This is a genomic window from Acinetobacter brisouii (assembly GCF_008993995.1).
Lineage (GTDB): Bacteria > Pseudomonadota > Gammaproteobacteria > Pseudomonadales > Moraxellaceae > Acinetobacter > Acinetobacter brisouii_A.
This window is the reverse complement of the sequence record NZ_BKNN01000043.1, coordinates 1-25,504: the sequence shown is the minus strand read 5'-3', so window position 1 is coordinate 25,504 and position 25,504 is coordinate 1. Positions and strand designations below refer to the sequence as shown.

Here is a 25,504-nt window from a genome sequence, read left to right as displayed (position 1 = left end):
GATTTGGTTTTGATGTAAATCGAATTGAGTAGAAAGTTCAGCGAGTGTGTGGTCGCCTTTAATTGCTGCGAGAGCAACTTTAACTTTAAACTCTGCTGAATGATTACGACGTTTTCTTCGTGTCATGGTTGACTCCAAAAACAAGCATTTCCCATGCTTATTGGGGAGTAGATTATCACTTATAGGCATGGTCTAAAATCCTAGACCCACATCAATTCCGAAGTTCTGTTGAACATTTTTATCCGCAACATCCTATAGAAGGTCATACTGCTCTATCAAAAAATTCTTTAAACAGCTTTGGGAACCTTTGTTTAATTAGCCATAGTAAAAATTCACGCTTAAGTAATTTTCAACCTAATGCTAAACAAGAACATTTTAAATCCTCTATCGCTGATAAAAAAATCGATACACTTAAACTATTTAGAATGATTCAACTGCTTGAGATTGATGGGACATGGTGGGAAGAGCAAAGTAAGCATCCGGTAAAGCAGCTCCTTACCAATCTATCGAATTAGCCTTATGTTAGTCCCCACTTATTTTTAAGTGGGGACTTAATTCATGACCACAATTACCCATGCATCAACAATATCTGCATCTGCTCCTAGAAAGCGAAGAACATACAGTACTGAATTTAAAAATAGTATTGTTCAAGCCTGTAGAGTACCCAACACATCCATCGCCTCAGTCGCCTTGCAGCATGGACTGAATGCAAATCTCGTATGTAAATGGATTCGCCTTCTGGATGGCGAACAAGCTCTGGACAACTCGGCACCACCCAAGCCCACATTTATTGCATTGCCTTACCCTGCAGCGTTCAATCCATCCACTATAGCAATGCTACCTGTTCACATTACTTTGCCTGATTCGAACATAGAGATCGGGTTGAAATGGCAGGTATCAGAAATGTCCGCTTTGGCAGAATTACTCAAGGCACTGGCGACATGATCCGCATTGATGAAATCTGGCTCGCTACCCAACCCATGGATATGCGTGCGGGTATAGATACGGCCATGGCCCAGATCATGAAAACCTTTGGCTCGATCAAACCGCATTGTGCCTACCTGTTCTGTAATAAACGTGGCCATCGTATGAAAGTGTTGCTGCATGATGGGCTGGGGATTTGGCTGTGTTCCCGGCGATTGGAACAAGGAAAGTTCCACTGGGCGAAGATTCATCAGGGTGAAACGATGAGCATCAGTGCAGAACAGTTACAGGCATTGATTCAGGGCTTGCCCTGGCAGCGCATTGGACAACAACAGGTGGTCACTCTGCTCTAAACCAGACGTGTGCATTCTGCTATTCTCCGAATGTTCTATTTCATTCTTGTCATGACCTCCAGGCATACTGCGGTCATGAATACATTGCCTGATTTAACCCAACTGAGCCATGAACAATTGCTAGAATTTACCAGACAGTTGGCGATGCAGCATCAGTCTCTGGCACAATCAAATCAGCAATTAGATGCCAGAGTTCAACATCTTGAAGTCACCAATCAGCATTTAGATTCTAAAGTTCAACATCTTTCCATTCTCAACCAAAAATACGAGCATGAACTGGCGCTGTTTAAACGGCACAAATTCGCTCAGAAGAATGAACATCTCACAGCAAAACAAATCCATCTGTGGGATGAAGCCGTTGAAGAAGATATCGCAGCCGTTGATCTGGAACTGGAACGGCTAAATGCGGATAAAACCGATGCATCCGCGCAGAAAGCCACAGTCAACAAACCTAAGCGTCGACCGCTACCGGATCATCTAGCCAGCATTCGTATTGAACATGAACCTGAATCAACCCAATGTGCTTGTGGTTGCACCTTGCGTCGTATCGGTGAGGATATCAGTGAAAAACTGAATTTCAGACCGGCACAATTTTATAAAGAACAACATGTGCGTGGTAAATGGGTCTGTGATCAGTGTGACACCCTGACTCAGCAAGCGATGCCTGCTTATGTGATTGATAAAGGCATTGCAAGTCCTGAACTGCTCAGCCATGTACTGGTATCCAAGTATGCGGATCATTTACCCCTGTATCGCCAACGCCAGATCTTTCTGCGCGCAGGTGTTGATCTGTCTAGATCCACATTATCGGACTGGATAGGTCGCTGCGGGGTTGAGCTGGAGCCATTGGCAGAAGCCTTAAAACAGATCATATTGCAGCAACAGGTGATTCATGCGGACGAAACACCGGTCACCATCATGCAGCTAGGTGATGATGAGAAAAAACCGAAGAAAGGTTATGTCTGGGCCTATGCCACCACACAATACAATCCCATTCAGGCGGTTATTTATGACTTCCAGCCGAGTCGATCAGGTCAACATGCTGAAGATTTCCTGACAGGCTGGCAAGGTCATTTGGTCTGTGATGATTACAGTGGTTATAAGGCACGCTTTAAAACAGGTCAGGTCATCGAAGTGGGTTGCATGGCGCATGCGCGTCGTAAATTTCACGAACTGTATGTGACGAAGAAAAGTTTCATTGCCGAACAAGCCCTGCAATTGATTCAACAGCTTTACCAAATTGAAGCGGAATTAAGAGAGTTACCAAACTGTAGTGCCGAACAACGCCACCAGCGAAGGCAACAGGACAGTCAACCGATCATGCGACAACTGTATGCCTGGCTGGAAGAGCATCAGGATAAAGTACCCAAGAGTTCGCCTGCAGCGAAAGCCATCAATTACAGTCTAAAACGCTGGTCTGCCTTAAGCCGCTATTTAGATGATGGGAATTTGCCTATTTGTAATAATTGGGTGGAAAATCAAATGCGCCCATGGGCTTTAGGCAGAAAGAATTGGTTGTTTGCAGGATCACTGCGTAGTGGCCAACGGGCAGCGAACATCATGACTTTAATCCAGTCAGCCAAGCTGAATGGCTTAGATCCGTATGCTTATTTAAGTGATGTGCTGAAAAGGCTACCGACACATAAAATGAAAGATATTGAAGCGCTACTGCCACATAACTGGAAGCCTGCTTGAGTTCAAGCGGGTTTCACTGGATGCTTACAGTTCTTCTTAAATCATGTGGATTCCAGTCTGCCATATGTTCTAACCATAATTGTTCAGGTCTAAATTCTACTCTACCAATATGATTGCCATCTCTTAGCAGCCATTTTGCTTCAGTAAGTGTTTTTTGAGCGATAGGCTTGCCTGTCCGAAAAGATGGGAATAAAAATTCACTTCCGATATCTGGTAGATATTTAAGATGATCTAGACATTGCTTGGAGAGCTGCACATATCTACCACTTCCATTCTTAGTATCTTTTAAATGCCATGTTGCATGATTTAGATCGAAATCTTTCCATTCTGCTGCACAAATTTCTCCTGTACGGCATCCAGTCCAAAGTGTAATCAACAAAATGCTTTTATGATGTTTTGAAAAACCCGACTGCGGTATCCAGTTTAAAACATCAACTAACTCTTTATCGCTGAGAAAACGACTACGCTTATTGGAAGTTAGTTTAAGCCTTGCTTGCTTCAAACTTGCTTTAGCCAATAAAGCGGGATTTGCAAAACTGTCATTAAAATAATCCAGCCCAATACAGTACTCATACGCTAAAGATAGCTCAGACAATACTCGACCTGCTTGAACTTTTGCACCGCGATCAGTAATACTTTTAATTAAGTTGATGACATCCTTACGAGTAATCTGATCAGCAGGTAAATCCCCTAAAGTTTTTACTGCATCACTATATAAGGTTCTGCGAGTTTCAATTTGTCCTTTTACTGCTCGAACACCTTTTTGAGTTTTGGTTTTTCCAGTTTTTTGATCTGTAATAGTACGATCCTCAATAACTTCTGTTAGATAGCAATCAATCACGTCTTTTACAGTAAATATCGCTTCTTGAGGTAGCGCTTTGGATTGTTCTTGCTTATATAAAGCCTTCTTTTCTTTATGCTGTGTTGCAGGGCAGATGCCAGATGCTCTGAGTTCTTTAAGGCGCTGTAATTCAGCCCTAGCTTTAGCTAATGACATATGGGGATAGTGCCCAAGTGTGATTTTTTTGAGTGCATTATTGATTGGGCTGCGATATCGATAAATGAAACTTTTGAGTCCAGTTTTACCACAGGTAACACGTAGACCAGAATTTTCTCCAATGTCACTTTTATCTGCATCGCCGACTTTCATTTTTCCTATGGCTATGGCTGATAGAGCAACTTTGTCTTTCACTGTATCTTGGTTCATATTGAAATAGCCTTTTTCATTAATACACTTTTATTTGATAGAATTACCTTTTGTGAAAGCATTGAAGATTCTCCCACACACTCATGAATCTATTTTAATGCAAATCAAGGTACACTAAAAGGTATACTTATTTGTTGGATTTAGTCAGTTTGAATAGGGTTGCATCGGAAACAATAGGATTTTTAATAAATGACAATCTCGAATTTAAATATTGTTTTTAAAGGAATTTATTGTGGTAAATAGTGATTTTATCGAGGTTGATCTTTCCTCCCATACCCCAATGATGCAGCAATACCTAAAAGTCAAAATGGCGCATCAACATGCTTTGGTGTTTTACCGCATGGGGGACTTCTACGAATTATTTTTTAACGATGCCCGTAAAGCTGCAAAATTACTTGGAATTACCTTAACTCATCGTGGCAAAACCAATGGTGAACCGATTCCAATGGCAGGTGTGCCATACCATGCGGCGGAAGGCTACTTGGCTCGTTTGGTTAAGGCAGGTGAAACGGTTGCGATCTGTGAACAGGTCGGTGAGGTGACAGGTAAAGGTCCTGTTGAACGTAAAGTGGTTCGTATTCTAACACCTGGTACCTTGACGGATGATGCCTTACTTGGAAGCTATCAGTCCTCAAATTTGGTTGCCTTATGCATTCAGCAAAATCAGATCGGGATTGCTTTACTGGATTTAAGTGCCAGTATTTTTAAAGTTCAACAACAAACCTACACGGCTGAACAGTTACCGATTGATTTGGCGCGTTTAATGCCAAGTGAAATCGTGATCGACGAAGATCTGGTTGATCAAAACATTTTAGAAGTCATCAAAAGACAACTCGATTGTCCAGTGACCAAACGCCCAAATGTCGACTTCAATTTAAACAATGCCCAAAAAACCTTGTGCGACCAGTTTGCAGTGGCAACCTTGTCAGGCTTTGGGATTGATCATTTACCCTTGGCGAAAGCGGCTGCGGCAGCATTAATTCACTACGCCAAAGAAACTCAAAAAACGGCATTACCGCATATCCGTTCGATTCAACTGGAACAGTCGAGTGACTTTATTGCGCTTGACCCAGTGACACGTCGTAACTTGGAAATTATTGAGCCGTTATTTGAACATGGCACATCTTTATTTCAACTGATTAACCATTGTCAGACCGCAATGGGTGGACGCTTGCTCAGCCGTACTTTAATGCAACCCATTCGCGATACTGTACTGCTTGATCAACGTTTAGATGCGATTGAGCAGTTGTTGCAGGGCTATCATGAAACGCCTGTACGTTTGGTGCTGAAAGAAATTGGTGATATTGAACGCGTATTAAGTCGTGTGGCGCTAGGCAGTGCGCGTCCGCGTGATTTAGTGCAGTTACGTCATGCCTGTGCACAGATTCCACTGTTACGTCATGCCTTACAGCCTGTGATTCAGTCACAAAAATCAGTACTTTTAACTGAGTTAGATCAACAGCTTGGTGATTTTAAAGCACTCCATCAAGAGCTTATGGCGGCAATTGTTGAACATCCACCTGTATTGCTACGTGACGGAAATGTCATTGCAGAAGGCTACGATACTGAACTGGATGAACTTCGTCAAATTCGTGATCATGCAGGACAATTCCTGATTGATTTAGAAATTAAAGAACGTGAACGTACAGGGATTAATACACTCAAAATTGGTTATAACCGTGTGAGTGGCTATTACATCGAGCTGACGCGTGCCCAAGCGGAGCAAGCCCCTGCGGATTATATTCGCCGTCAGACCTTAAAAAATGCAGAACGCTATATCACGCCTGAACTGAAAGGTTTTGAAGATAAGGTGTTGTCGAGTGAATCACGCGCGTTGGCTCGTGAAAAAATGCTGTTTGAAGCTTTACTGGAAACCTTACGTCAAAACATTGCCAATTTGCAGATGATGAGTGCAGCCATTGCACAAGTCGATGTCTTGAGTAACTTTGCCGAGCAAGCGCGCTTATATACATGGGCACGTCCGAGCTTTAGTCCTGAAATTGGCATTAAGATTAGCGCAGGTCGCCATCCTGTGGTAGAAGCACTCAATAAAGCACCATATACACCTAACGATACGTTCTTGGATGTACAGCATCGTATGGCCATTATTACAGGGCCAAACATGGGGGGGAAGTCGACCTTTATGCGTCAGACAGCCCTGATTAGCCTGCTCGCATATTGCGGTAGTTTTGTGCCTGCGCAGGCTGCACAACTTGGGCCGATTGATCGTATCTTTACCCGTATTGGCTCTGCGGATGACCTGTCGACAGGAAAATCGACCTTTATGGTGGAAATGACTGAAACTTCACAAATTCTGCATCATGCAACACATCAGTCCTTGGTGCTTATGGATGAAGTTGGGCGTGGAACCAGTACCTATGATGGTTTGTCACTGGCATGGGCATGTGTACTTGATTTGACCAAGCGTGTGAAATGTCTATGCTTATTTGCCACGCATTATTTTGAACTGACCGAACTGGCTCAAGAATCAGGGATTGACAACTACCATGTCACGGCAAAAGAACTGAATGGTCAGCTCATTTTGCTGCATAAAGTGCAGCAGGGTCCAGCCAGTCAGAGTCATGGTTTGCAAGTGGCAAAACTTGCAGGAATTCCAGTCGGGGTGATCAAGGATGCGCAAAAACGTCTGAAGATTTTGGAAAAACAGCAACAGCAGCATTTGCAGGCTTCTGTTCAAAATGACCTGTTTATGCAGATTGAACCCGAGATTGCAATTGTTGAAAAAACAGTTGAAGTTGTGGTTGCTTCACCTGCATTAGACTACCTGCAAAAGCTCGATGTTGATGATCTGACGCCACGTCAGGCACTTGAGCAACTGTATGAATTAAAAGCATTAGCTAAAAAATCAGTGAAATAAATAAGTTAAAATAGAGTAAAACTGGTTGTGAATGAGAATCAATCAGTTTTATTTCAAATTAACAGCCTTTTATATAATTAATATCAATAAAAGGAATTGTTTGTTGCTTGGTTTTTTGCCTACAATAGTGCAATTGAACGAAACCATATTTTTTAGGTAGCTGTCGCCATGACCTTTGTTGTCACTGAAAACTGTATTAAATGTAAATATCAAGACTGCGTTGAAGTATGCCCAGTAGACTGCTTCTATGAAGGTCCAAATTTTCTCGTTATTAATCCAGACGAATGTATCGACTGTGCATTGTGTGAACCAGAATGTCCAGCCAATGCAATTTTCTCGGAAGATGAATTGCCAGAAGGTCAGGAAGTGTTCATCGAACTCAATGCTGAACTTGCGCAAAAATGGCCAAACATTACACAAATCGGGGATCAACCCGCAGATCGCGAAGAGTGGAACGGTAAGACAGACAAACTACAATACTTAGAAAAGTAAGTTTGGAAGATCAGCAAATGCTGATCTTTTTTTATACCAAACATTCACATTTCGTTTAAAAAAATCCAATTTTGCAAGTCGGGATTGCAGTACAATAGCCACAATCCCGCTCCTTTGTTTTATTTTCAATGATTAAATCTGTATCAAAACACCTGTTTGCCACAGGTGTGGTTTCGTTTTTTTTGGTGAGTTGTACCACCACAACGCAACAGACAGGCTACAATTATTCGCAAATGGGTAAGCGTATTCACATCCCAGAAGAACAGGTCAAGACTGAGCGCCCTGTACCTCCCAAAATTGTCCCTGCATCTTATAACCTTTGGCTTTCTCAAGGGGAAAATCGCCAGCGTGCTTATGAATACGAGCGTTTTTTAGATCAAAATAATGTCGGTAATATTGTGCCTGCTTTTGAGTTATTGCGTAGTGCGCGTGACTGGCAAAAATGTGGCAGTTCTGAGTATGCTGTGCCAAATCGCGAACTTTGGCATAATCAGGTCGCAACTTTACGTGTATTTAAGTATTTGGTTGCGACTAAAGTGCTCACTGATTTTGAAGTGACCTCGGTCTATCGTGATTTGCCAACCAATCAGTGTGCAGGTGGCGCCAATTCTTCACGTCATTTATTTAACTCAGCCATTGATTTCAGAATTGGTCCACAGTATCCACAGCCTGAAGATTTGGCATTTATTGCAGATACCAAGTTTAAGTTATGCCAATTTTGGACACAGTATGGACAAAGCTTAAATATGGGCTTGGGTTTATATGCTTCGGGTCAAATCCATATCGATACGCAAGGTTACCGTACTTGGGGGCCTAACTTAAGTCGCGGTTCTTCGATGTGTAGCCTGTAAAATTCAAGTACGATGGGATCGTGCAAAGAGATCATTTTGGTCTCTTTTTTTTATGAAAAATTGAACTCGGGATATAAATGTATACAATGGCTTGATCGTAAATAAGGTGAGCCAATCATGCAACAAATGTGGACAGCGTTAGATGAATATATCGAGTCACATTTAATTTCTGAAGATCCAAAACTGCAAACAATCGTTGAGAATACCATTGAACATGGGTTTTCAAATCATCTGGCAGTTGCACCCAATCAAGGTATGCTGCTGCAAATGCTGATTCAGATGAATCATTGCAAACGAGTTTTAGAGTTAGGAACGTTTGCTGCATATAGCACGGCATGGTTAGCACGAGCATTGCCTGAAGATGGCTATTTACTCACAATCGAAGGGCGTGATACCCATGCAGCAATGGCTCAAAGCAATATTGATCAAGCCAATTATCCTGTTCAAATTGAATTAAAAGTCGGGCGTGCAGCGGATGTGCTTCGTGCATTGCCAGACAGTACCGAACCGTTTGATTTTATTTTTATTGATGCTGACAAGCAAAGCTATCCTGAATATTTAGAATTGAGTTTACAGTTCTCACATTCAGGTACGGTGATTGTACTCGACAATGTGATTCGTGCAGGCGATATTATTAACCCTGACAATCACAAGCCAAGTATTGAGGGAATTCGTGAAACATTTGTTGCACTTCAAGATCATCCACGTTTATTGTCTTGCACGGCATTGCAAACAGTTGGCAGCAAAGGTCATGACGGTTTTGCCATCGCAATTGTCAAATAATGGCAGATGTAACAAAAAATCACCAATTGCTTTTTATTGATAATAATAAATAACTTAGATGTTCTGTCCATAGAGTTATCCACAGATTATGCGGATAACTATGGACAACTTTCCCCAATTATTTTGCGACAATCATCGGTACATTTAAATTTCGGAAAATGGTCGTGGTAATACTACCCAAGAAAAATTGATGAATTTTGCTGTGGCTAAATGCCCCGAGTAAGACCAGTTGAATGCCGTGTTGGCGTTGATATTCCATAATGCTTTCTGCAACATCGCCATAACGGGCTTCGACGACAACATCTAGCCCTTGTGATTTTAAAAATTCAGCGGGTTCAGTCAATACATCAGGATGATCACCAACATAGAGTAAATGGCATTGGAGTTGACGTAGTAAGTCACTTTCTGCAATGCGGCGCATCATTTTTAGGCAGGTTGGTGAGTATTCATAGGCGAAAATAAAACGAGTGGGTGCTTTAAAATGATCACCAATGGTCATGACCGTACATTTTGCTCCTCGAATAAAGTTTTCAACGTTACTGCCAATGACTTTATTTTTTTCAGCAGCACGTTCACCCACTCGACCTAAAATTGCAATATCATCTTCTCTGAGTACATTAAAGCTTTGCTCAAGAAAGTCGCCTTTTTCTTGGATGATGGTGACATCAATCTCATGCTTTTCCTTGACCATTTTAGAAATATGCGCCAGCAAGTTGTTACTATAGTTGATCGCAAGTTCGCTTTGTTTTTGTTCTAATTCGGCAAGTTCTTTGAGTAGCATGGCGTTACTTTCAAAGCCAATCACGCCACTAATTTCCCCTAAATGATAACTGGCAGGGTAATAGTCCAAAACTTGTAATAGCACCAGCTCTCGATGTGTCTGCTTCGCAACCCATGCCGCCGCATCTGCAATGGCATTAATACAGGGTGAGGAATCAATACAAGCAATCACACGTTTCATTCTAGCCTCTCTTGGAGTTTGCACTCTTAGGTCTAATTGTTGTTTTTAATGTAGCACAAGTTGTTGATGCTGCAAGGTCAGGATCGGTTAATTTCGTATTTTAAAAGGTCAAGTTACTGATTAAATGCTGAAGAAAACAGCAACTTGCATAAGAAGATGATAAACAAGAAATATCTGTTATAGCATTTTTTTTGATAAACATGACAGATTATGATAGCTGTCATCTTAATTTAGGTGTATTCTAAGGAAAATATAATTCTTTTAATGAAAAAATAAAGGTTTTTTTATGAGCAAAGCATTACGTGTACATTATTTTCAACATATTGAAGGTGAGGGTTTTGGCAGTTGCTTAAGCTATTTTCAACAACGACAAGCCGAAATTACAGCAACTACATTTTTTGATTTACCGCCTCAAACTGAATTAGCGCTAGAAGTGCTACCTGCAATTGAAGATGTGGATTTACTCATGATTATGGGCGGTGTAATGAGTGTGAATGATCATGAGGTTTATCCGTGGCTTACTAAAGAAATTGAATGGATTCAGCAATATTTGGCAACAGGAAAGCCTGCGATTGGACTATGTTTAGGTGGGCAGCTGATTGCTAAAGCACTAGGTTCAGAGATTCATAAAAATCCTGAGAAGGAGCGCGGTTGGCACAAGATTTATAAAGTTGCAGATCTGGATACTCAAACAGTTTGGCAGATTCCTGAGCAAGTGCAGGTTCTAGAGTGGCATTCGGAAACCTTTGAGCTACCACAAGGAGCAATATTATTGGCAGGCAATACCGCTTGCCCACATCAGATTTATCAATATAAGCAACAAGCGATTGGTTTTCAGTGTCATCCAGAAATGACGGCAAAAACCTTAAATATGCTATTTGAAAAGTTGAGTGATGAAGTTGCCCAGTATCACGGGCAGTATGTTCAAGCACCTGCTGAAACATTGGCAGTCCCTGAGCATACTTATATCGAAGGAAATCTATTATTGGAACAGGCGATTGAATATGTCTTGAGCCATGCCTGACACCTCCCCAAATATACAGCCCTTGTGGTGGTGTTCCTGCTTTTTGAAAGAAGCGCCAGAAACCTGTGGGTTGAGCGGGTCGTTGTAACTGTTGCCAAAGTTGATCAAGTGCTAAAACCACGTGTTGCTGCTGAGCATCTGCACGGATTTTCTGGTTATTTAAAAGTTGTTGATAGTGTTGGGCGGGGGAGATGGATTGTAATTTCATGAAATTAACCTGCACTGGTTGCAAAGCGGAACAATAAACTGATGCCTGAGCATAAAACTAAAATATAGATCAGTTGGTTGAAATGCGTCAGGCTCATCTTATTCATCATTTTTCGACCAATGTATGTACCAAGTAGCATACTTGGTGTGAGCAATATGACTAAAAGCAATAAACTGAAGGAATATAAACCTAAAATTAGACATAAGATCAAGCGAACGCTGGTACTCAGTGAAATTAGAACACTTTGCGTGGATTGGATCTGAATTTTTTGATCAAGATTTCGTTGTAAAAACAGCGCGTATAAGAAACCTCCACTGCCAAACAGCGCACCAAATAATCCACCAAAAAAACCAGTGACTGTCGCAAGATATGGCGAATTACTTTGAATTGGTGCAGTTTTTTTAAGAAGTTGATATACGCTATATGCGATACAGAAGATCGCCATGCACAAGAGTAAAAATTTGGGTTGACCATACGTCAGTAAACAAATGCCAATCGTTGCGCCAACCAACATAAATGGAAATAAGCGCTTAACTTGGAGATATTGCACATGCTGTTGCGATTGATACCAATTTTTAAAAGAAGCGATGGCATCTAAAATTACAATGATGGGAATAATGTGATTCAATGGCAAATATAGGCTCAGCCAAGGTGCAGCAATTAAGGTTGTGCCAAAACCAGAAAGCCCAAAAATAATATAAGCAAAGAAAATAATGGGAAGATATGCCCAATGCCAATCTGTCAGAATAAGTTCCATATTCAACATCCAATCTGTTTTAAAACAGCATAAGCCACTACAATGATCGAATCTAATTCAAGATTTATTATGATTAATCTAAAAATGAGATCAGTATGCCAAGTATGAAGCAACTGCAATATCTAAAAAAAATTGTGGAAACGGGAAGTTATCATTTAGCCGCAGAGCAGTTGTTTATTGCCCAATCGGCTTTGAGTCGGCAGATCATACTCTTAGAAGAAGAGCTAGGATTTAAGATTTTTAATCGGGAACAACGCCAGATTCAGCTCACGGTTGCAGGGGCATATTTTTATAAAAAAAGCTGTCAGCTTCTACACAGTTTGCAGCAAACCACACAGCAGGCACTGGAACTGAGTCAGGGTAAGCATGCTTATTTTCGTGTGGCACATTCCAGTAGTATCGGTTTATCTGAACGCTTTATTGCAGCAAGTCAGCAGTTTGCTTCGAGTCATCAACTGAGCATCGAATTTACCCAACATTCTTCTGAACAACAGATTGAATTATTAAAGAATCGGCAGCTTGATGTCGGCGTTTTGCGTTTGCCCGTACTGACGCATGATTATGCTGAATTGGAATTGTTTGAATATCAGCAAGAACGCTTATATGCAGCGCTGCCTAAAGCCCATCCACTTGCACAGCAGCAGACCTTACAGGTTGTAGATTTGAAACATGAACAGTTTGTTTCTGTGCCACATCCTGAACGTGGTGGCATGAGTTATGTCTTGCGGAGTTTATGTGTGGCAGCAGGCTTTAACCCAAAACCTGCCGCGTTACGTTCGCGTAAACGTATGCAACTGGCTTTGGTGCAGCAAGCCGTTGGAGTAAGCATTGTGGCAGAGTCAATGATTGACCCAGCATTTGAGGGTGTGCATTATGTGCCGTTAACCGATGCAGCAGCTCAGGCACAAGTGGTGATTGCACTGCATCGACAGGCGAGTCCATTACTCATGGCTTATGTTGAAATGTTGTGTGGTGCTCAAGGCTTATGAAATTAAACATTTATTTCGCGTGCGTGGTTTTATGTGCTTCATCTCATGTAGCGGCTCGCCAACCTGACTGGGCAAAAATTTATCAGCAAGCCTCTCCGAGTGTCGTGAGTATTTATGCTTTGCATCAGCCGAATATCCCTGCAAATCAGCAAACACAATTCAATACAGCAACAAGCAGTTATGGCAGTGGTTTTTTTATTGATCAAGACGGTTATATTCTCACCAATGCGCATGTGATTGCCAATGCCAGCCAAATTCTGATTCGTTTAAATTCCAAGCAGCAACAGATTGCGCAACTGGTTGGGCAAGATCGTCTGAGTGATCTAGCAGTACTCAAAGTTAATATGACGGTACAACCGCTGCGTGTTGCCAAGAGCCCATCTGTAAAAGTTGGGCAAGCAGTGGCAACAATTGGTAATCCACTTGGTTTAGAACAGTCTATGACCACAGGCATAATCAGTGCGCCACAGAGAGATGGAGTAGGGGAGTTCAGTTTTCCGTTATTGCAAAGCAATTTATTGCTGAATGTGGGTTATTCAGGCGGGCCATTAATCAACCTACAGGGGCAAGTGATTGGCATCAATACTCAAAGTATGTACAGCGCACAAGGGGCGATAGGAGTGAGTTTTGCGATACCGATTCAACCTGCTTTACAGATTGCGGCACAGCTCAAACAACAGGGTCGCATCAGTCATGCCTATTTAGGTGCTGCATTCCAGACAGATCCATTGACTCAGCAGGTCAGTATTAGCGCGATAGCACCTGATTCTCCCGCAGAAAAATCAGGTTTACAGGTTGGTGATATTTTTTTGAAATGCAATCATCAAACTGTAACCAGTGAATCCCAAATTAAAAACTGGCTGTACAGCACTATGTCAAAGCAACAGGTTGAGTTGCTGATTTTACGTCAGCAACATCAAATCAATGTCAGCATAATGTTGAGTGAACAGCCCGTAGACTAAATTATTCAGTCACTTCAACGGTTAAACCATAAGTCCAAGTTTCAGCCGCAGGTTTTTTGCTGTTGTCTGCATTGGCTTCTGGATAAGTTGTTGTAATTAAATACAAACCTGGCTTTTCAAATTTGATTTCCACTTCACCTTTGTTATTGGTTTTGGCTTGGGTTTCTTCACGCTCAGCATTGCGATCATATGCACCTGCACCTTTGAAAACTTCCATATTTAAATTTGAAACAGGTTTACCATTAAATAATACCTGACCTTTTAATGACTCGCCTGCATACAGCTCACTTGGATGAGTGGTTAGTTTGAACTCAAAACCTTTGTTGCTTGGTGCAGGAATTGCAGAAGGCTTGCCTTTGGTCACATAAGTTTCAGCTACAAAATGGCTCGTGACTGAGAAAGTTTGGGCATTGGCTGGAACCTGATCTTCTTGAATCATGCGTGGCGGCATTTTATTGCCTTCTTGACCCGCAGGGCGGTTGGCATTGGCCTGTTCAGGTTTTTTATCGCCTTCAGGCGCTTTCGGTTGACCTAAAAATGCAGGGCGTACACGTAACCAACGACCATCAATCAGTGCATATTTCGGACTGTTGCCCAAAGCATCTTGGGTCATAACGCGATATGTGCCTTCTTTCGGCAGATCAAATTCAGCCACGCTGAAACGCTTCAAAGTTGCTGCAGGGCTAAGCACTTGACTTTGACCATCGGGTTGAGTCACCACATAATTGGTTTTGAAATTATTCCCTGCCACGAAAAATTTTTCGATGGTAATCGCACTTTGGAAACTGACACTTGGTGTTGTGACATCAAAAGACTCAGGCAAAATGAATGGGCTGATGGTATGGGCATGGCTGAGTACAGGCAAGGCAGCAACGAGGGCGATTTTGAACCAGTTTGGCATAGGGGGAACTCCAATCACAAAAAGAAACAATCTGAATAATCGCGTATAATCTACTTGATAAAAAGTATCATTTTCAATACTATTTTCATACTTTATTCTGGAGAATCACAATGTCCGCTGCATCTAGAAAGATTTTATCGCTTCATCTACAGCGTTTTCGTTTAAGACCTTTGATGATTGCGATGGCTTTGATGAGTTCATTAGGAACATTACAGGCGCAGCAGATTCAGTCTTCTCCAAATTCACAACAGATTCAGCACAGCTCACACCGTTTCCATCAAGATCATGTGCTTGGTACGTCTTTAGATGTTGTTGTGACAGGTACCAATGCTCAACAAGCACAACTGGCTCTGAATAGTATTCAAAATGAAATCAGTCGTTTAGATGCCATCTTGTCAACATGGAAAGATCAGACTGAAATTGGCCAATTGAATCAAACCAAAAAGATTCAGGCATCTGCTGAACTTTTTGAAGTGGTCGCAGCCTGTGAAAACTGGCGTAGCCAAACCTGCGGTGCATTTGATGCACGTTTGGGGCAGTTGTTAAGTCTTTGGGAAAACAGTCAACATGTGAAGCCAGTGGAAACTGAGCAGCAACGCCAAGCGCTTGTTTCTCAATTACAATCAGCAAAAATTCAACTTGATCCACAGCAGCAAACCATTCAGATTGAAGGGAATATCAAGATTGCCCCTGATGCTTATGCCAAAGGTTATATCATTGACCGTGCTCTAGCAGCAGCACGTCAGCAAGTTCCTGAAATGCAAGGCTTGATGATTGACATTGGTGGTGATATCCGCGTTTGGGGACAAGCACCACAAGGTAATGCATGGCACATTGGGGTACAAGGCACAGAGCATTATGACAATGCTGCACCACAACAAACCTTGAAGCTGAATCAGCAAGCGATTGCATTTAGTGGTCAGGGTTACCGTGATTTATCAGGACAAACTCATTTACTCAATCCCAAAACTGGTCAGCCTGCACAACAGGTTGAACATTGTGTCGTGGTCGGAAAGTGCGCAGCCGATGCAGATGCACTGGCAACAGCTTTAGCCGCTATGCCTGCAAATGAAGGTTTAAAACTGGTCGAGCAGTTGGCTGGTTATGATGCCAAAGTGGTGTTAAGCAATGGACAAACCCAACAAACGTCTGGCTGGAACAGCTTGGTTGCGATGCCTGAAGATGTACATTTACAACCAATTGCAGGGAATGCTGCAAGTTCATGGCCTGCGGGTTATCAAGCGGTGATTGATCTGACCATTCCTCGTTTGAATGTCGAGAACTATCGTGTGCCTTATGTATCGGTTTGGATTACAGATAGTGATAAAAAATTGGTGCGCACCCTTGCGGTCTGGGGGAAAGATCAAAAATGGATCAACTCGAACTATGTCTGGTGGCGACGTTATGGTCGTCAAATGCCAAATTTAGATGCTGTGGCTAAACCTTCTCGTCAACCAGGTCAGTATAAACTGGCTTGGGACGGTAAAGATGATCATGGCAAGCTGGTCGCTGCTGGCAATTATATTATGCATATTGAAACCACGCGTGAGCATGGCGGTCATTCGTATCAAAGTATGAACTTTGAAGTGAAACCGAAAGCAAGTTCACAAAGCCTGCCAGCTCAAGCCGAAGTTGGTGCAGTAAAACTCAACTTCCAACGTTTTAACTAAGTTTTTTGGCAATACCTTCGAGATTATTCTGTGTATCAACGCCGAGATTTTTACCGCCATGCACGTTATGTGCATGGCTGGTTGTCTGCTTTTGCTTTTATTGTTCTGATTTTCTTTGCTTTAACAGGACTGTTTCTCAATAACCCCAACTGGTTTCAGCCTTCTGAGCAAGAAAATACCACCAGTATGACTTTACCTGCCTCGGTTTTGAGTAAAGTTCGTCATCAGGAAAACCCAAGTACCGAAATTTTAGCGGTGATTCGTCAGCAGCAGCATCTGATTGGACATTTTCAAAGTAGTGAACGTCTAGATGACACGGAAATGATGATTCGTCTAGAAAGCCCTGCGGGATCGACCGATATTGATGTCATGCTTGATACAGGTAAAGTTGAGATTTCACAAAAACCTGCGTCAGTTGTGTCGACGCTTGATGACTTACACCGTGGCAAGAATGTCCCTCAAACATGGAAATTATTGATTGATATCAGTGCGATCTTAATTTTAGGGCTGTCGATTGCGGGTTATATTTTATTTTTAACCTTAAAGACACGTTTGTTGTCACATTTGGTATTAACTGCAATTAGCCTGTCGGCATTAATCGGATTGCTTTACTTTGCGTTATAAGGTGAGTTCAAAATGACTCCTGCTGTACTCATCATTTTTGCAACATTAATCAGTTTGTTGTTGTTGCATGTGTTCTGGATAGCCTATTTATGGGGTCGTTCACGTCGTCAGGCAAAGCTAAATCTGACCCGATCAGGCTTTTTAGTGATTTATGCCAGTCAGTCTGGGCATGTAGAAGCTTATGCCAAACAGACTGCGCTGCAATTACAACAGATTGATCAACTCAATGCATTGGTGAATATTCAGGATTTAACGTCTATACAGTTACAACAGGCACAGCAAGTGTTCTGGATGGTGAGTACCTATGGCGATGGGGATGCACCTGATAGTGCGCGTCTGGCTGTAAAACGTCTGTTTCAACAAACACTGGATTTAAGTCAACAGTCTTATGCAGTTTTAGCTTTTGGTGATCGGCGCTATTCACATTTTTGTCAGTTCGGGCAAACCGTTGCAAGCTGGGTACAGCAGCAAGGGGCGCAAGCCTACTTTGATTTGCTATGTGTCGATCATTTTGCACAATCTGACCTTGATGTATGGCAGAAAAATTTGCAGCAACTCATTGATCGTGAAATTGATTTTTCTGAGGATGATGTTTATGCAAGCTTTGTCGTCAAGCAACGTACTTGTTTGAATAAAGGTTCATCAGGAGCAGAAATTTATCAGTTACAGTTACAAACTGCTCCAAATATCTCATGGCTGTCAGGCGATATTTTAGAAGTGCAATGTGAAAATTCTGCTCAGAATATTCAAGCATTTCTACAGCAACATCAGCAGGGCATTACTGAGAAATTATCGCAGCAATTGCGTTATAAAAACTTGCGTGATGTGCCTGTACGCTTGTCACAAGAAACCTTTAATGCATGGTTGAAACGGTTTCAACATTTACCGACACGTGATTATTCGATTGCCAGTATTCCCGAGCAAGGTTATGTGGAACTGGTGATTCGTCAGCAGCATACACCTGAAGGTTTAGGCTTGGGTTCAGGCTGGCTCACACAACGAGTACAGCTAGGTGAAATGGTACAGGCACGTATTCGTAGCAATCCACATTTTCACTTGCCATCAACCTCACAAGCATTGATTCTGATCGGAAATGGTACGGGGATTGCGGGGTTAATCAGTCATTTGCAGCAACGTGTTCAGCAGAAACAGGGGCAAAACTGGTTGATTTTTGGTGAACGTCAACAGCAGTATGATCATCTATATCGTGAGCAAATTGAACTGTGGCAACAACAGGGAAGTTTGACCCATGTTGATTATGCTTTTTCACGCGATCAGGCTGAAAAAATTTATGTCCAAGATCGACTATATCAACAAGCACAGCGTTTAAAAGACTGGGTTCAGGCGGGCGCAGCGATTTATGTCTGTGGCAGTTTGCAAGGCATGGGACAAGCGGTTGAACAGGCATTGTGTGAAATTTTGGGCAGTGATACGGTTGATGAACTGCGTCAACAACAGCGTTATCAGCGAGATGTGTATTAGCGCATCCCATAAAATAAAAAACCGATGCTTAGGCATCGGTTTTTTGTTCTTAGAACTTTTTCTCTAAAGTTAATAAGTAACTTGGAATAGATTTGGTCATCCGTGTTTCATACATGCTGCCATCGGATTGATTGGTTAAATATTCTTTATAGCGTGTACCCAATAAGTTGCGTGCGCTAAAGGTTAAGCCCCAACCATGATTAAAGGTTTTGGTGGTACTAAAATCTAGACCAACACGGGCATTGGTAGTGCGGTCATACAGCTGGCTAGCCAATCCACGGGTGAATTTCGGGGTATAACTTAAGTTGAAACTGGTCGAAACATGCATTGGTTTGTAGTTATATGAAATACCTGAGCTTGCTGTATAAGGTGCAACATCACTGGCAAGGCGTTCCTGTGTACCATCATCTACCGTTGCATGTACGGTAGAAAGTTGGGCATTCAGCATGAATGAATGTCCAGATCCTGTTTCTTTTAGGGCATATCGTCCAGTCAATTCAACACCATAAGTGACAGCCTTATCTTGGTTCTCTGGACGTTGCACGTAGCGTGAACCCTCGAGTGCAATCACATTTTCAATATAGTCTTTAATATTGCGGTAATAACCCGTCAAAGACACACCACCATTCGGGGCGTTATATTCCAGTGTTGATTCAAACGCCGAGATTTTTTCTGGGCGTAAGTCAGGATTTCCCCCTTTGTCAGGGTTGTTGAGAGAGCCTGCATCGCTGTCATTGGAAATGGTGACGGTTGGTACAAGGCTTTCCGCACGTGGGTTACGTACCGACTTGCTGAGGTTACTTTGCAAAGACCAATGATCATCAAATTCAAAGCGGTGTGCTAAAACTGGGCTGAGATTATGGTCTTGATAATCCACCAAGCCGCTACGCTGAATCCATTCTTGGCGTGCACCCAACGTGATGGTTTGACGTTCAGTCATGCGTAAACTGCCTTCAGCATATAATGCATAACGATCTTCATCGAGCGTATCAGTCAGGTTACTTTCAAGGCTGCTGGTGCGTGTATCAAAACCAAATTTTAACTCTTTATGATCATCAAATTTTCGAACACCATCATAAGCGAAACCATATTCATTAATCGTTTCATCGGTATAGGTTTCACGATGATTTGATGTGGTGAGTTGCGTTTCATTTTGATGTTCAGCAGAAAGACGCAGTTTATCTGAACCATTATCAGTTTTACGTTCATAACGTGTGTTTAGGCGAACGCTATCATTGTCATCATTTTGATATTGGCTGCTGCTGACATTCTTGCTTTTGGTGTCACGATAAAAAACTTCAGCCACCAATTTTTGTTCATCGTCCAAACTGTATTCTACACGTGGTGCAAACATGCGCATGGTGCGATCAGTATCTACGGTTTGTTCGCGTGTGCCCTGACTATTGGTGGTGGTACTGGTTGAGGTAGTATCAATCCACATCTGATTGGCAGATAAACTATATGTCCATGCCTGATCTTTACCATCGGCTTGCAGACTGACTTGACGACGACTTTCTTGCTGATCACTGACTGCAATATCTCCATATCCCACACGGAGATTACCATTCAGTAAGGTATCTAACGGCTCTTTCAAAATGATATTGATCACGGCAGAAGAAGCAACCGAGCCTTGTGCCACACTGGGTTGTTTGACCACTTCAATGCGTTCAATCATATCAGTGGTAATGGTATCGACAATTGACATGCCACCACGTGGTCCACCCTGTACAGGTTCGCCATTGATCAAGAATACAGGTGCGCTACCACCACGAAAACGCATGCCTGATGCAGCACCATTGCCTCGTGGGCCTTGCCCTGAACTTGGAATCTGAAAACCTGCGGCGCGACGTAGTGCATCGGTGACTGACTGATCGCCATATTTGAGCATTTCTTCGCGGGTAATGATGGTTTTTGGAATCGCACTCAAATCTTTATCGATGGCTTTTTTTGCACTTGCACTCACTTGAATGGTTTTTAGTGTGGTGACATCCTCTGATGTTTTATTTTGAGGCGCATCTTCCGCCCAACTTTGCATCGCGCATAAAGATAAAAGCAAAAAACTGACAGGAGGTATTTTTCGGTAGGTGCAAAAGTGCTTTGCCATGTGTAAATCCATGTATGATAATTTTATGACGTGCGTATATTAATTGATAATTATGAAGACAATGAGAATATTTACTTTAATTGTAGAACTTTATCTCATCGATTAATTTTGATTTATGTGAAAATTCAACTTTAGCTTATCATGTTATAAATCCAATAATATAATATTAATCAATTCATTATAAAAATATATTTTAGCGAAAATCGGATGATGAAGTTGCGATTTTAGGGTTAATTATTTTGATAGAAAAATCAGTGTATTCAATAAATTCTGTCAATCTATATTGTAATCAGCGATATTACATAAAAATGGGCTAACCGGAAAATGACCTTTTATCGGAATAAGGAATAAAAAACCAAAGATCTATAGTGGAATCTCTTGTTCTGACTGAAAAAATTGTGAATACTCAAGCCCGAAAATTTAGGCTGTAAGATTATCTTCTGGGGTTAGGCAATAATGGTGAATCGATATCCATTTTCACGTTTACAACAAGCGTTACTGGCAGTAAGTTCATGCTCATCTTTAGGGTTATTCACCCCAATATTGGCACATGCAGAAGATGATACTCAACAGTTGGCGACAATTACGATCAAAGCCGAAGCACAACACACGGCTTACTATCAACCTCAAGTCAACTTATCTGGTTTTACCCAGAAAAATATTGCTGCAATTCCAGCGTCAATTAGTACGGTGACGGCAGAGCGTATTGCAGATCAGCATGCTAAAACGTTAACTGATGTGGTAAAAAATGATGCCGCAGTTGGCGATGGCTATGCAGCGATTGGTTACTATCCCAACTTTGTAATGCGTGGTTTTGCTTTAAACCTTGGATCAAGCTATTTGCTGAATGGTAATTTGATTCGTGGTCAGCAAAATGTTGCACTCGAAAATAAAGAACAAGTCGAAATTTTAAAAGGCATTAGTGCGATTCAAAGCGGCATGTCGACACCAGGTGGTGTGGTGAACTATGTTACCAAGCGCCCGAAAGAGATTCATTCTGTCACTGTTGAAGCTGACAGTCATGGTAGCAATCGTGTGGCAACTGACTTCGGTGGTTTTCTGGGTGAAGATCAGCAGTTTGGTTATCGGGTCAATATTGCCAAAGAAGAAATGCACCCTTATGTTGAACATGCTAATGGTCAGCGTTTGTTTGGCTCTTTGGCTTTGGACTGGAAAATTTCAGATCGTTCAAAACTTGAATTTGATATTGAATCGCAGCGTCAGCGTCAGCGTTCTGTACCAGGTTATCAATTGCTCGATGGCACGACTGTACCAAGTGGTGTGAGTTCAAGTCGTTTACTCGGTTATCAAAGCTGGAGTAAACCAGTGACCGATGAAAGTTTAAATACCAGTCTCAAATATCGCTATAAAATCAATGATAACTGGACAGCCAATCTGATTGCTTCACAAAGTCGGGCAGTGGTCGATGATTATTCGTCATTTCCGTGGGGATGCTATAGCAGTATTTGTCAATATTCAGGTTTAGGAAATACCTTTGACCAAAACGGGAACTATGACATTTATGACTACCGCAACCCAAATGACACTTATATAACCAATCAATTTAAAGCAGGTTTGAATGGTCAGTTCAATACGGGAACATGGCAGCACAATGTCAGCGTAGAATTGTCGCAAACTTATAAGCGCCACGCACAATATGATGCAATTAATGTACTTGTCACAGATACACCTGAATCTACAGGGAATATTTATAGTGATCCTGTGACTTATACACCTAGTGAAAAAACATTGGGAAATCATTACAAATCGTTAGATAGTCAGCAAACAGCATTAAACTTGCTCGACCAAATTGATTTTAATGATGCATGGTCGGTTTTAGTCGGTGGTAAGTTATTGCATCTGAATGAAAACGCATATGATGCAGATGGTAATAACATCCGAGATACCCATTTTAATCGTTTCTTGCCGCAACTGGCCTTGATGTACCAGCCTTGGGAACATACCCATGTATATGTTTCTTATGTCAAAGGTTTAAGTGATGGTGGGCAAGCCCCTTGGTATGCTACTGGTAATTCTGCTAAAGGTATCGAAGGTAATGCCTACGAGACTTTAGCACCTGTGCATTCGACTCAGTATGAGTTGGGGATTAAGCAACAATGGCAAGCACTCCTTTTTACAGCAGCAATCTTTGATTTAAAACAGGACAATCAATATAACAATTCAGACAATTATTTTCTCACCGAAGGTGAACAGCATAATCTTGGTTTGGAGCTTGGTTTACAAGGTCGACTGACTCAAAACCTCGATATGACATCGACATTGGCTTTAACCCGTTCACGTTTAACAGGTACACAAACGGCTGAATATCAGGGTCATCAAACCCAGAACGTGCCAACCCTGCGTTTTGCGAGCCATTTGTCCTATCAAGTTCCACAAGTAGAAGGACTTCGCTTATTGGCAGGCATGCAGTACAGCAGCAGTAAATATGCGAATAAGTCTGGCACGGTGAAAGTCCCAAGTTATACTGTGTTTGATGCAGGCACAGCCTATAACTTCCGTGCTTATGGCTATGACAATACGCTTCGCTTTAACATCGACAACTTGTTCAATAAAAAATACTGGCGTGATGCAGGCAGTTTCTTAGGAGATGACTATTTGTTCCTTGGTGCGCCACGAACAGCTCAGTTGTCATGGACAGTGAACTTCTAACTAGAAAATTTAGATGGCTGTATTTACAAACTGCTTGGGCTAACTGCTCAGGCAGTTTTTTATTGTGGGTTACTGAATGTCTTGCTTGGACTAAAAATTGCATTGAGAATCCTGTTACACTCTAAAGAATTCAATTTATTTAAGTTAAAGTTAAAGTTACAGGATAGTGATGTCATACAATCAGTTATATATCAATGGTCAATGGCTTACACCCAAAAATGGGCGAACGTTTAGCAGCATTGATCCGAGTAATGAACAAGAAATAGCCCAAGTGGCTGCGGCTTCCGTTGAAGATGCTGAACTGGCTGTACAAGCAGCGCGGCAGGCATTTGACCAGACTGACTGGTCACAGCAGCCAAAACAACGTGCAGTTTATTTGCGTGCGATTGCGCAGGAAATTCGTCAGCAATTAGATCAGTTAGCTGAAATTGAAGTTCGGGACAACGGTAAACCTTTACCTGAAGCAGTTTGGGATATTCAGGATGCGGCAGGTTGCTTCGATTTTTATGCCGATCTTGCCGAACAACTTGCTGAAAATCAAGATGAACAGATTCCACTTTCCGATGAGCGCTTTAGTAGTGTGGTGTGTAAGGAAGCGGTAGGCGTGGCATGTGCGATTATTCCATGGAACTATCCACTGTTGATGGCGGCTTGGAAAGTTGCACCTGCATTGGCTGCAGGCTGTACGCTCATTTTAAAACCTGCTGAAGCGACCTCACTGACTGCCATGGAATTAGGACGAATCGCAGAAAAAGTCGGTTTGCCAGCAGGGGTGTTGAATATTGTCACAGGTATTGGTAGTGAAATTGGGCCGTATTTGACGGCACATCCAGAAATCGACAAAGTGGCTTTTACAGGCAGTGTACCTATCGGTAAGCAGATCATGCAGTCAGCTGCACATAGTGTCAAAAACTTGAGTCTTGAACTCGGCGGTAAATCTGCATTTATTATTTTCGCTGACAGTGATCTTGATGCTGCGGTGGAATGGATTATGTTTGGTATTTTCTGGAACCAAGGGCAGGTCTGTTCAGCAACGTCTAGAGTCTTGGTCGAGCAAGCCATCTATCCAGAGCTTCTCAAACGACTGGCTGAAGCTGCACAGAAAATCAAAATTGGTCAAGGTTTGGAAGCCGATGTCAAACTTGGACCTTTGGTCAATGCCAAGCAATATCAACAGGTCATGAATGCCATTCAACAAGGAAAACAGGATGGAGTAACGCTGATGAGTGGAGGGAAACGCCCTGCACATCTTGCACAAGGTTATTATGTTGAACCTACGATTTTTATGGATGTCCCAGTAGAACATCCTTTATGGACAGATGAAATTTTTGGTCCTGTCGTTGCGATTCGTGCTTTTGAAACTGAACAAGAGGCGATTCAACTGGCGAATCAATCTATTTTTGGTTTAGCTGGTGCAGTCATGTCAAAGGACATGGCTCGTTGTCAGCGTGTTGCAGGTAAATTACGTGCTGGGATCATTTGGATTAACTGTTCACAACCAACGTTTACTGAAGCACCTTGGGGTGGTTATAAGCAAAGTGGTATTGGACGTGAGCTTGGAATCTGGGGATTAGAAAATTATTTAGAAATCAAGCAAATCACCAGTTATGACAGTGATCAGCCTTGGGGATGGTATAACTCATAATCTAAAATGGACAATCCCCTGATTCAATCTATCAGGGGTGTTAAATTTCCTAAGATACTGAATCTAAATTAAAATAATTTTTGAGCTTGCGTATATTTGCTCGATATCTTTAAGTTGACGATACATTTGCCAACTGCACAAAGTGAGCATGCTTTTCAGTCTGGACGGGCTTTGTTGCACAAAGATTTAAAAACTATGATTTCCCATATCTACTCAAATTTAAGTGACAACTCGGGTGTGAGGTCTGCCTAAATCGGTAAATCTATTTAATACTGCCACTCGTGCATGAATCTCATTGACTTGGCTTTGAAAGTTTCTCGCACT

Annotated in this window: 21 protein-coding genes and 3 pseudogenes; 16 read left to right on the top strand and 8 right to left on the bottom strand. The window is 42.0% G+C overall.

Translation table 11 applies throughout. The features are described 5' to 3' along the window. Window positions 1–126 (bottom strand): annotated as a pseudogene (locus GBN19_RS10875) (IS3 family transposase); the annotation flags it as partial. 71 nt (window positions 127–197) lie between these two features. Between GBN19_RS10875 and GBN19_RS10870 the strand changes: the two are divergent. The 4 genes from GBN19_RS10870 to tnpC all read left to right on the top strand — a co-directional run bounded on the left by GBN19_RS10870 (window position 198) and on the right by tnpC (window position 2,972). Continuing rightward, a complete protein-coding gene (locus GBN19_RS10870) occupies window positions 198–515 on the top strand; it encodes a GmrSD restriction endonuclease domain-containing protein (RefSeq protein ID WP_151711112.1) in 318 nt (105 codons plus the stop codon). A 43-nt stretch (window positions 516–558) separates the two neighbouring features. Further along, window positions 559–945: a transposase gene (locus tag GBN19_RS10865; protein WP_151778151.1), complete on the top strand. Its 387-nt coding sequence runs from the start codon at window positions 559–561 to the stop codon at window positions 943–945. Beyond that, window positions 942–1,277, top strand: a complete 336-nt coding sequence (gene tnpB, locus GBN19_RS10860) for an IS66 family insertion sequence element accessory protein TnpB (RefSeq protein ID WP_171494475.1) — start codon at window positions 942–944, stop codon at window positions 1,275–1,277. Before GBN19_RS10865 ends, tnpB begins: the two co-directional genes overlap by 4 nt. A gap of 75 nt (window positions 1,278–1,352) precedes the next feature. After that, entirely contained in the window at window positions 1,353–2,972 is a 1,620-nt protein-coding gene (tnpC, locus tag GBN19_RS10855; protein WP_151778149.1) for an IS66 family transposase, read from the top strand. 13 nt (window positions 2,973–2,985) lie between these two features. On the opposite strand, the gene GBN19_RS10850 is transcribed toward tnpC, so the two are convergent. After that, window positions 2,986–4,179, bottom strand: a complete 1,194-nt coding sequence (locus tag GBN19_RS10850) for a tyrosine-type recombinase/integrase (protein ID WP_151778148.1) — start codon at window positions 4,177–4,179, stop codon at window positions 2,986–2,988. 280 nt (window positions 4,180–4,459) lie between these two features. Between GBN19_RS10850 and mutS the strand changes: the two genes are divergently transcribed. The 4 genes from mutS to GBN19_RS10830 all read left to right on the top strand — a co-directional run bounded on the left by mutS (window position 4,460) and on the right by GBN19_RS10830 (window position 9,183). Beyond that, window positions 4,460–7,057: a DNA mismatch repair protein MutS gene (gene mutS / locus GBN19_RS10845; RefSeq protein WP_151778153.1), complete on the top strand. Its 2,598-nt coding sequence runs from the start codon at window positions 4,460–4,462 to the stop codon at window positions 7,055–7,057. Window positions 7,058–7,225: 168 nt separating this feature from the next. Continuing rightward, window positions 7,226–7,549 carry a ferredoxin FdxA gene (gene fdxA / locus GBN19_RS10840; RefSeq protein WP_151778147.1) on the top strand — a complete coding sequence of 108 codons (324 nt, stop codon included), beginning with the start codon at window positions 7,226–7,228 and terminating at the stop codon, window positions 7,547–7,549. 128 nt (window positions 7,550–7,677) lie between these two features. Beyond that, entirely contained in the window at window positions 7,678–8,400 is a 723-nt protein-coding gene (locus GBN19_RS10835; protein ID WP_151778146.1) for a D-Ala-D-Ala carboxypeptidase family metallohydrolase, read from the top strand. A gap of 117 nt (window positions 8,401–8,517) precedes the next feature. Beyond that, window positions 8,518–9,183: an O-methyltransferase gene (locus GBN19_RS10830; RefSeq protein WP_151778145.1), complete on the top strand. Its 666-nt coding sequence runs from the start codon at window positions 8,518–8,520 to the stop codon at window positions 9,181–9,183. 118 nt (window positions 9,184–9,301) lie between these two features. On the opposite strand, the gene GBN19_RS10825 is transcribed toward GBN19_RS10830, so the two are convergent. After that, complete coding sequence (locus tag GBN19_RS10825) at window positions 9,302–10,144, bottom strand: universal stress protein (protein WP_151709096.1); 843 nt, start codon at window positions 10,142–10,144, stop codon at window positions 9,302–9,304. Window positions 10,145–10,430: 286 nt separating this feature from the next. Here GBN19_RS10825 and GBN19_RS10820 point away from each other — a divergent pair, with 286 nt between their 5' ends. Further along, window positions 10,431–11,168 carry a type 1 glutamine amidotransferase gene (locus GBN19_RS10820; RefSeq protein ID WP_151778144.1) on the top strand — a complete coding sequence of 246 codons (738 nt, stop codon included), beginning with the start codon at window positions 10,431–10,433 and terminating at the stop codon, window positions 11,166–11,168. A 40-nt stretch (window positions 11,169–11,208) separates the two neighbouring features. Here the strand turns inward: GBN19_RS10820 and GBN19_RS16365 are convergent. Further along, window positions 11,209–11,376, bottom strand: a pseudogene (locus GBN19_RS16365) (hypothetical protein); the annotation flags it as partial. Between the two features lie 4 nt (window positions 11,377–11,380). Then, the gene (locus GBN19_RS10810; protein WP_151778143.1) at window positions 11,381–12,133 is read right to left on the bottom strand and encodes a sulfite exporter TauE/SafE family protein; all 753 of its coding nucleotides are present in this window, start codon (window positions 12,131–12,133) and stop codon (window positions 11,381–11,383) included. Window positions 12,134–12,228: 95 nt separating this feature from the next. Here GBN19_RS10810 and GBN19_RS10805 point away from each other — a divergent pair, with 95 nt between their 5' ends. Beyond that, on the top strand, window positions 12,229–13,122 hold the full coding sequence (locus tag GBN19_RS10805; protein ID WP_151778142.1) for a LysR family transcriptional regulator: 894 nt from the start codon (window positions 12,229–12,231) through the stop codon (window positions 13,120–13,122). Further along, window positions 13,119–14,084, top strand: a complete 966-nt coding sequence (locus tag GBN19_RS10800; protein ID WP_151778141.1) for a S1C family serine protease — start codon at window positions 13,119–13,121, stop codon at window positions 14,082–14,084. Before GBN19_RS10805 ends, GBN19_RS10800 begins: the two co-directional genes overlap by 4 nt. A 1-nt stretch (window position 14,085) precedes the next feature. On the opposite strand, the gene GBN19_RS10795 is transcribed toward GBN19_RS10800, so the two are convergent. Next, window positions 14,086–14,985 (bottom strand): DUF4198 domain-containing protein, encoded by a 900-nt coding sequence (locus GBN19_RS10795; RefSeq protein WP_151778140.1) that lies wholly within the window; start codon window positions 14,983–14,985, stop codon window positions 14,086–14,088. Between the two features lie 110 nt (window positions 14,986–15,095). On the opposite strand from GBN19_RS10795, the gene GBN19_RS10790 reads away from it, so the two are divergent. From GBN19_RS10790 to GBN19_RS10780, 3 genes are read left to right on the top strand one after another with little or no spacing between them, the layout of a single operon-like run. Further along, the gene (locus GBN19_RS10790; protein ID WP_151778139.1) at window positions 15,096–16,655 is read left to right on the top strand and encodes a DUF2271 domain-containing protein; all 1,560 of its coding nucleotides are present in this window, start codon (window positions 15,096–15,098) and stop codon (window positions 16,653–16,655) included. Window positions 16,656–16,685: 30 nt separating this feature from the next. Beyond that, entirely contained in the window at window positions 16,686–17,279 is a 594-nt protein-coding gene (locus GBN19_RS10785; RefSeq protein ID WP_151778138.1) for a PepSY-associated TM helix domain-containing protein, read from the top strand. Between the two features lie 12 nt (window positions 17,280–17,291). Further along, a complete protein-coding gene (locus tag GBN19_RS10780) occupies window positions 17,292–18,761 on the top strand; it encodes a sulfite reductase subunit alpha (protein WP_151778137.1) in 1,470 nt (489 codons plus the stop codon). Between the two features lie 49 nt (window positions 18,762–18,810). Here the strand turns inward: GBN19_RS10780 and GBN19_RS10775 are convergent, their stop codons facing one another. Continuing rightward, complete coding sequence (locus GBN19_RS10775; RefSeq protein ID WP_151778136.1) at window positions 18,811–20,865, bottom strand: TonB-dependent receptor plug domain-containing protein; 2,055 nt, start codon at window positions 20,863–20,865, stop codon at window positions 18,811–18,813. A gap of 459 nt (window positions 20,866–21,324) precedes the next feature. Here GBN19_RS10775 and GBN19_RS10770 point away from each other — a divergent pair, with 459 nt between their 5' ends. Together GBN19_RS10770 and GBN19_RS10765 are read left to right on the top strand one after the other, a co-directional pair. Continuing rightward, window positions 21,325–23,535, top strand: coding sequence for a TonB-dependent siderophore receptor (locus GBN19_RS10770; protein WP_151778152.1), 2,211 nt, complete (start codon window positions 21,325–21,327; stop codon window positions 23,533–23,535). A 169-nt stretch (window positions 23,536–23,704) separates the two neighbouring features. Then, window positions 23,705–25,180, top strand: coding sequence for an aldehyde dehydrogenase family protein (locus tag GBN19_RS10765; RefSeq protein WP_151778135.1), 1,476 nt, complete (start codon window positions 23,705–23,707; stop codon window positions 25,178–25,180). A gap of 219 nt (window positions 25,181–25,399) precedes the next feature. Here GBN19_RS10765 and GBN19_RS10760 read toward each other — a convergent pair. Then, window positions 25,400–25,504 (bottom strand): annotated as a pseudogene (locus GBN19_RS10760) (IS5/IS1182 family transposase); the annotation flags it as partial.

Bases quoted from the DNA above. Each gene is read 5' to 3' on its own strand.
- GBN19_RS10865 (WP_151778151.1), top strand. From the start codon at position 559: ATGACCACAATTACCCATGCATCAACAATATCTGCATCTGCTCCTAGA.
- GBN19_RS10775 (WP_151778136.1), bottom strand. From the start codon at position 20,865: ATGGCAAAGCACTTTTGCACCTACCGAAAAATACCTCCTGTCAGTTTT.
- GBN19_RS10810 (WP_151778143.1), bottom strand. From the start codon at position 12,133: ATGGAACTTATTCTGACAGATTGGCATTGGGCATATCTTCCCATTATT.
- tnpB (WP_171494475.1), top strand. From the start codon at position 942: ATGATCCGCATTGATGAAATCTGGCTCGCTACCCAACCCATGGATATG.
- GBN19_RS10765 (WP_151778135.1), top strand. From the start codon at position 23,705: ATGTCATACAATCAGTTATATATCAATGGTCAATGGCTTACACCCAAA.
- GBN19_RS10795 (WP_151778140.1), bottom strand. From the start codon at position 14,985: ATGCCAAACTGGTTCAAAATCGCCCTCGTTGCTGCCTTGCCTGTACTC.
- GBN19_RS10800 (WP_151778141.1), top strand. From the start codon at position 13,119: ATGAAATTAAACATTTATTTCGCGTGCGTGGTTTTATGTGCTTCATCT.
- GBN19_RS10850 (WP_151778148.1), bottom strand. From the start codon at position 4,179: ATGAACCAAGATACAGTGAAAGACAAAGTTGCTCTATCAGCCATAGCC.
- GBN19_RS10790 (WP_151778139.1), top strand. From the start codon at position 15,096: ATGTCCGCTGCATCTAGAAAGATTTTATCGCTTCATCTACAGCGTTTT.
- tnpC (WP_151778149.1), top strand. From the start codon at position 1,353: ATGAATACATTGCCTGATTTAACCCAACTGAGCCATGAACAATTGCTA.
- mutS (WP_151778153.1), top strand. From the start codon at position 4,460: ATGATGCAGCAATACCTAAAAGTCAAAATGGCGCATCAACATGCTTTG.
- fdxA (WP_151778147.1), top strand. From the start codon at position 7,226: ATGACCTTTGTTGTCACTGAAAACTGTATTAAATGTAAATATCAAGAC.
- GBN19_RS10780 (WP_151778137.1), top strand. From the start codon at position 17,292: ATGACTCCTGCTGTACTCATCATTTTTGCAACATTAATCAGTTTGTTG.
- GBN19_RS10805 (WP_151778142.1), top strand. From the start codon at position 12,229: ATGCCAAGTATGAAGCAACTGCAATATCTAAAAAAAATTGTGGAAACG.
- GBN19_RS10820 (WP_151778144.1), top strand. From the start codon at position 10,431: ATGAGCAAAGCATTACGTGTACATTATTTTCAACATATTGAAGGTGAG.
- GBN19_RS10830 (WP_151778145.1), top strand. From the start codon at position 8,518: ATGCAACAAATGTGGACAGCGTTAGATGAATATATCGAGTCACATTTA.
- GBN19_RS10835 (WP_151778146.1), top strand. From the start codon at position 7,678: ATGATTAAATCTGTATCAAAACACCTGTTTGCCACAGGTGTGGTTTCG.
- GBN19_RS10825 (WP_151709096.1), bottom strand. From the start codon at position 10,144: ATGAAACGTGTGATTGCTTGTATTGATTCCTCACCCTGTATTAATGCC.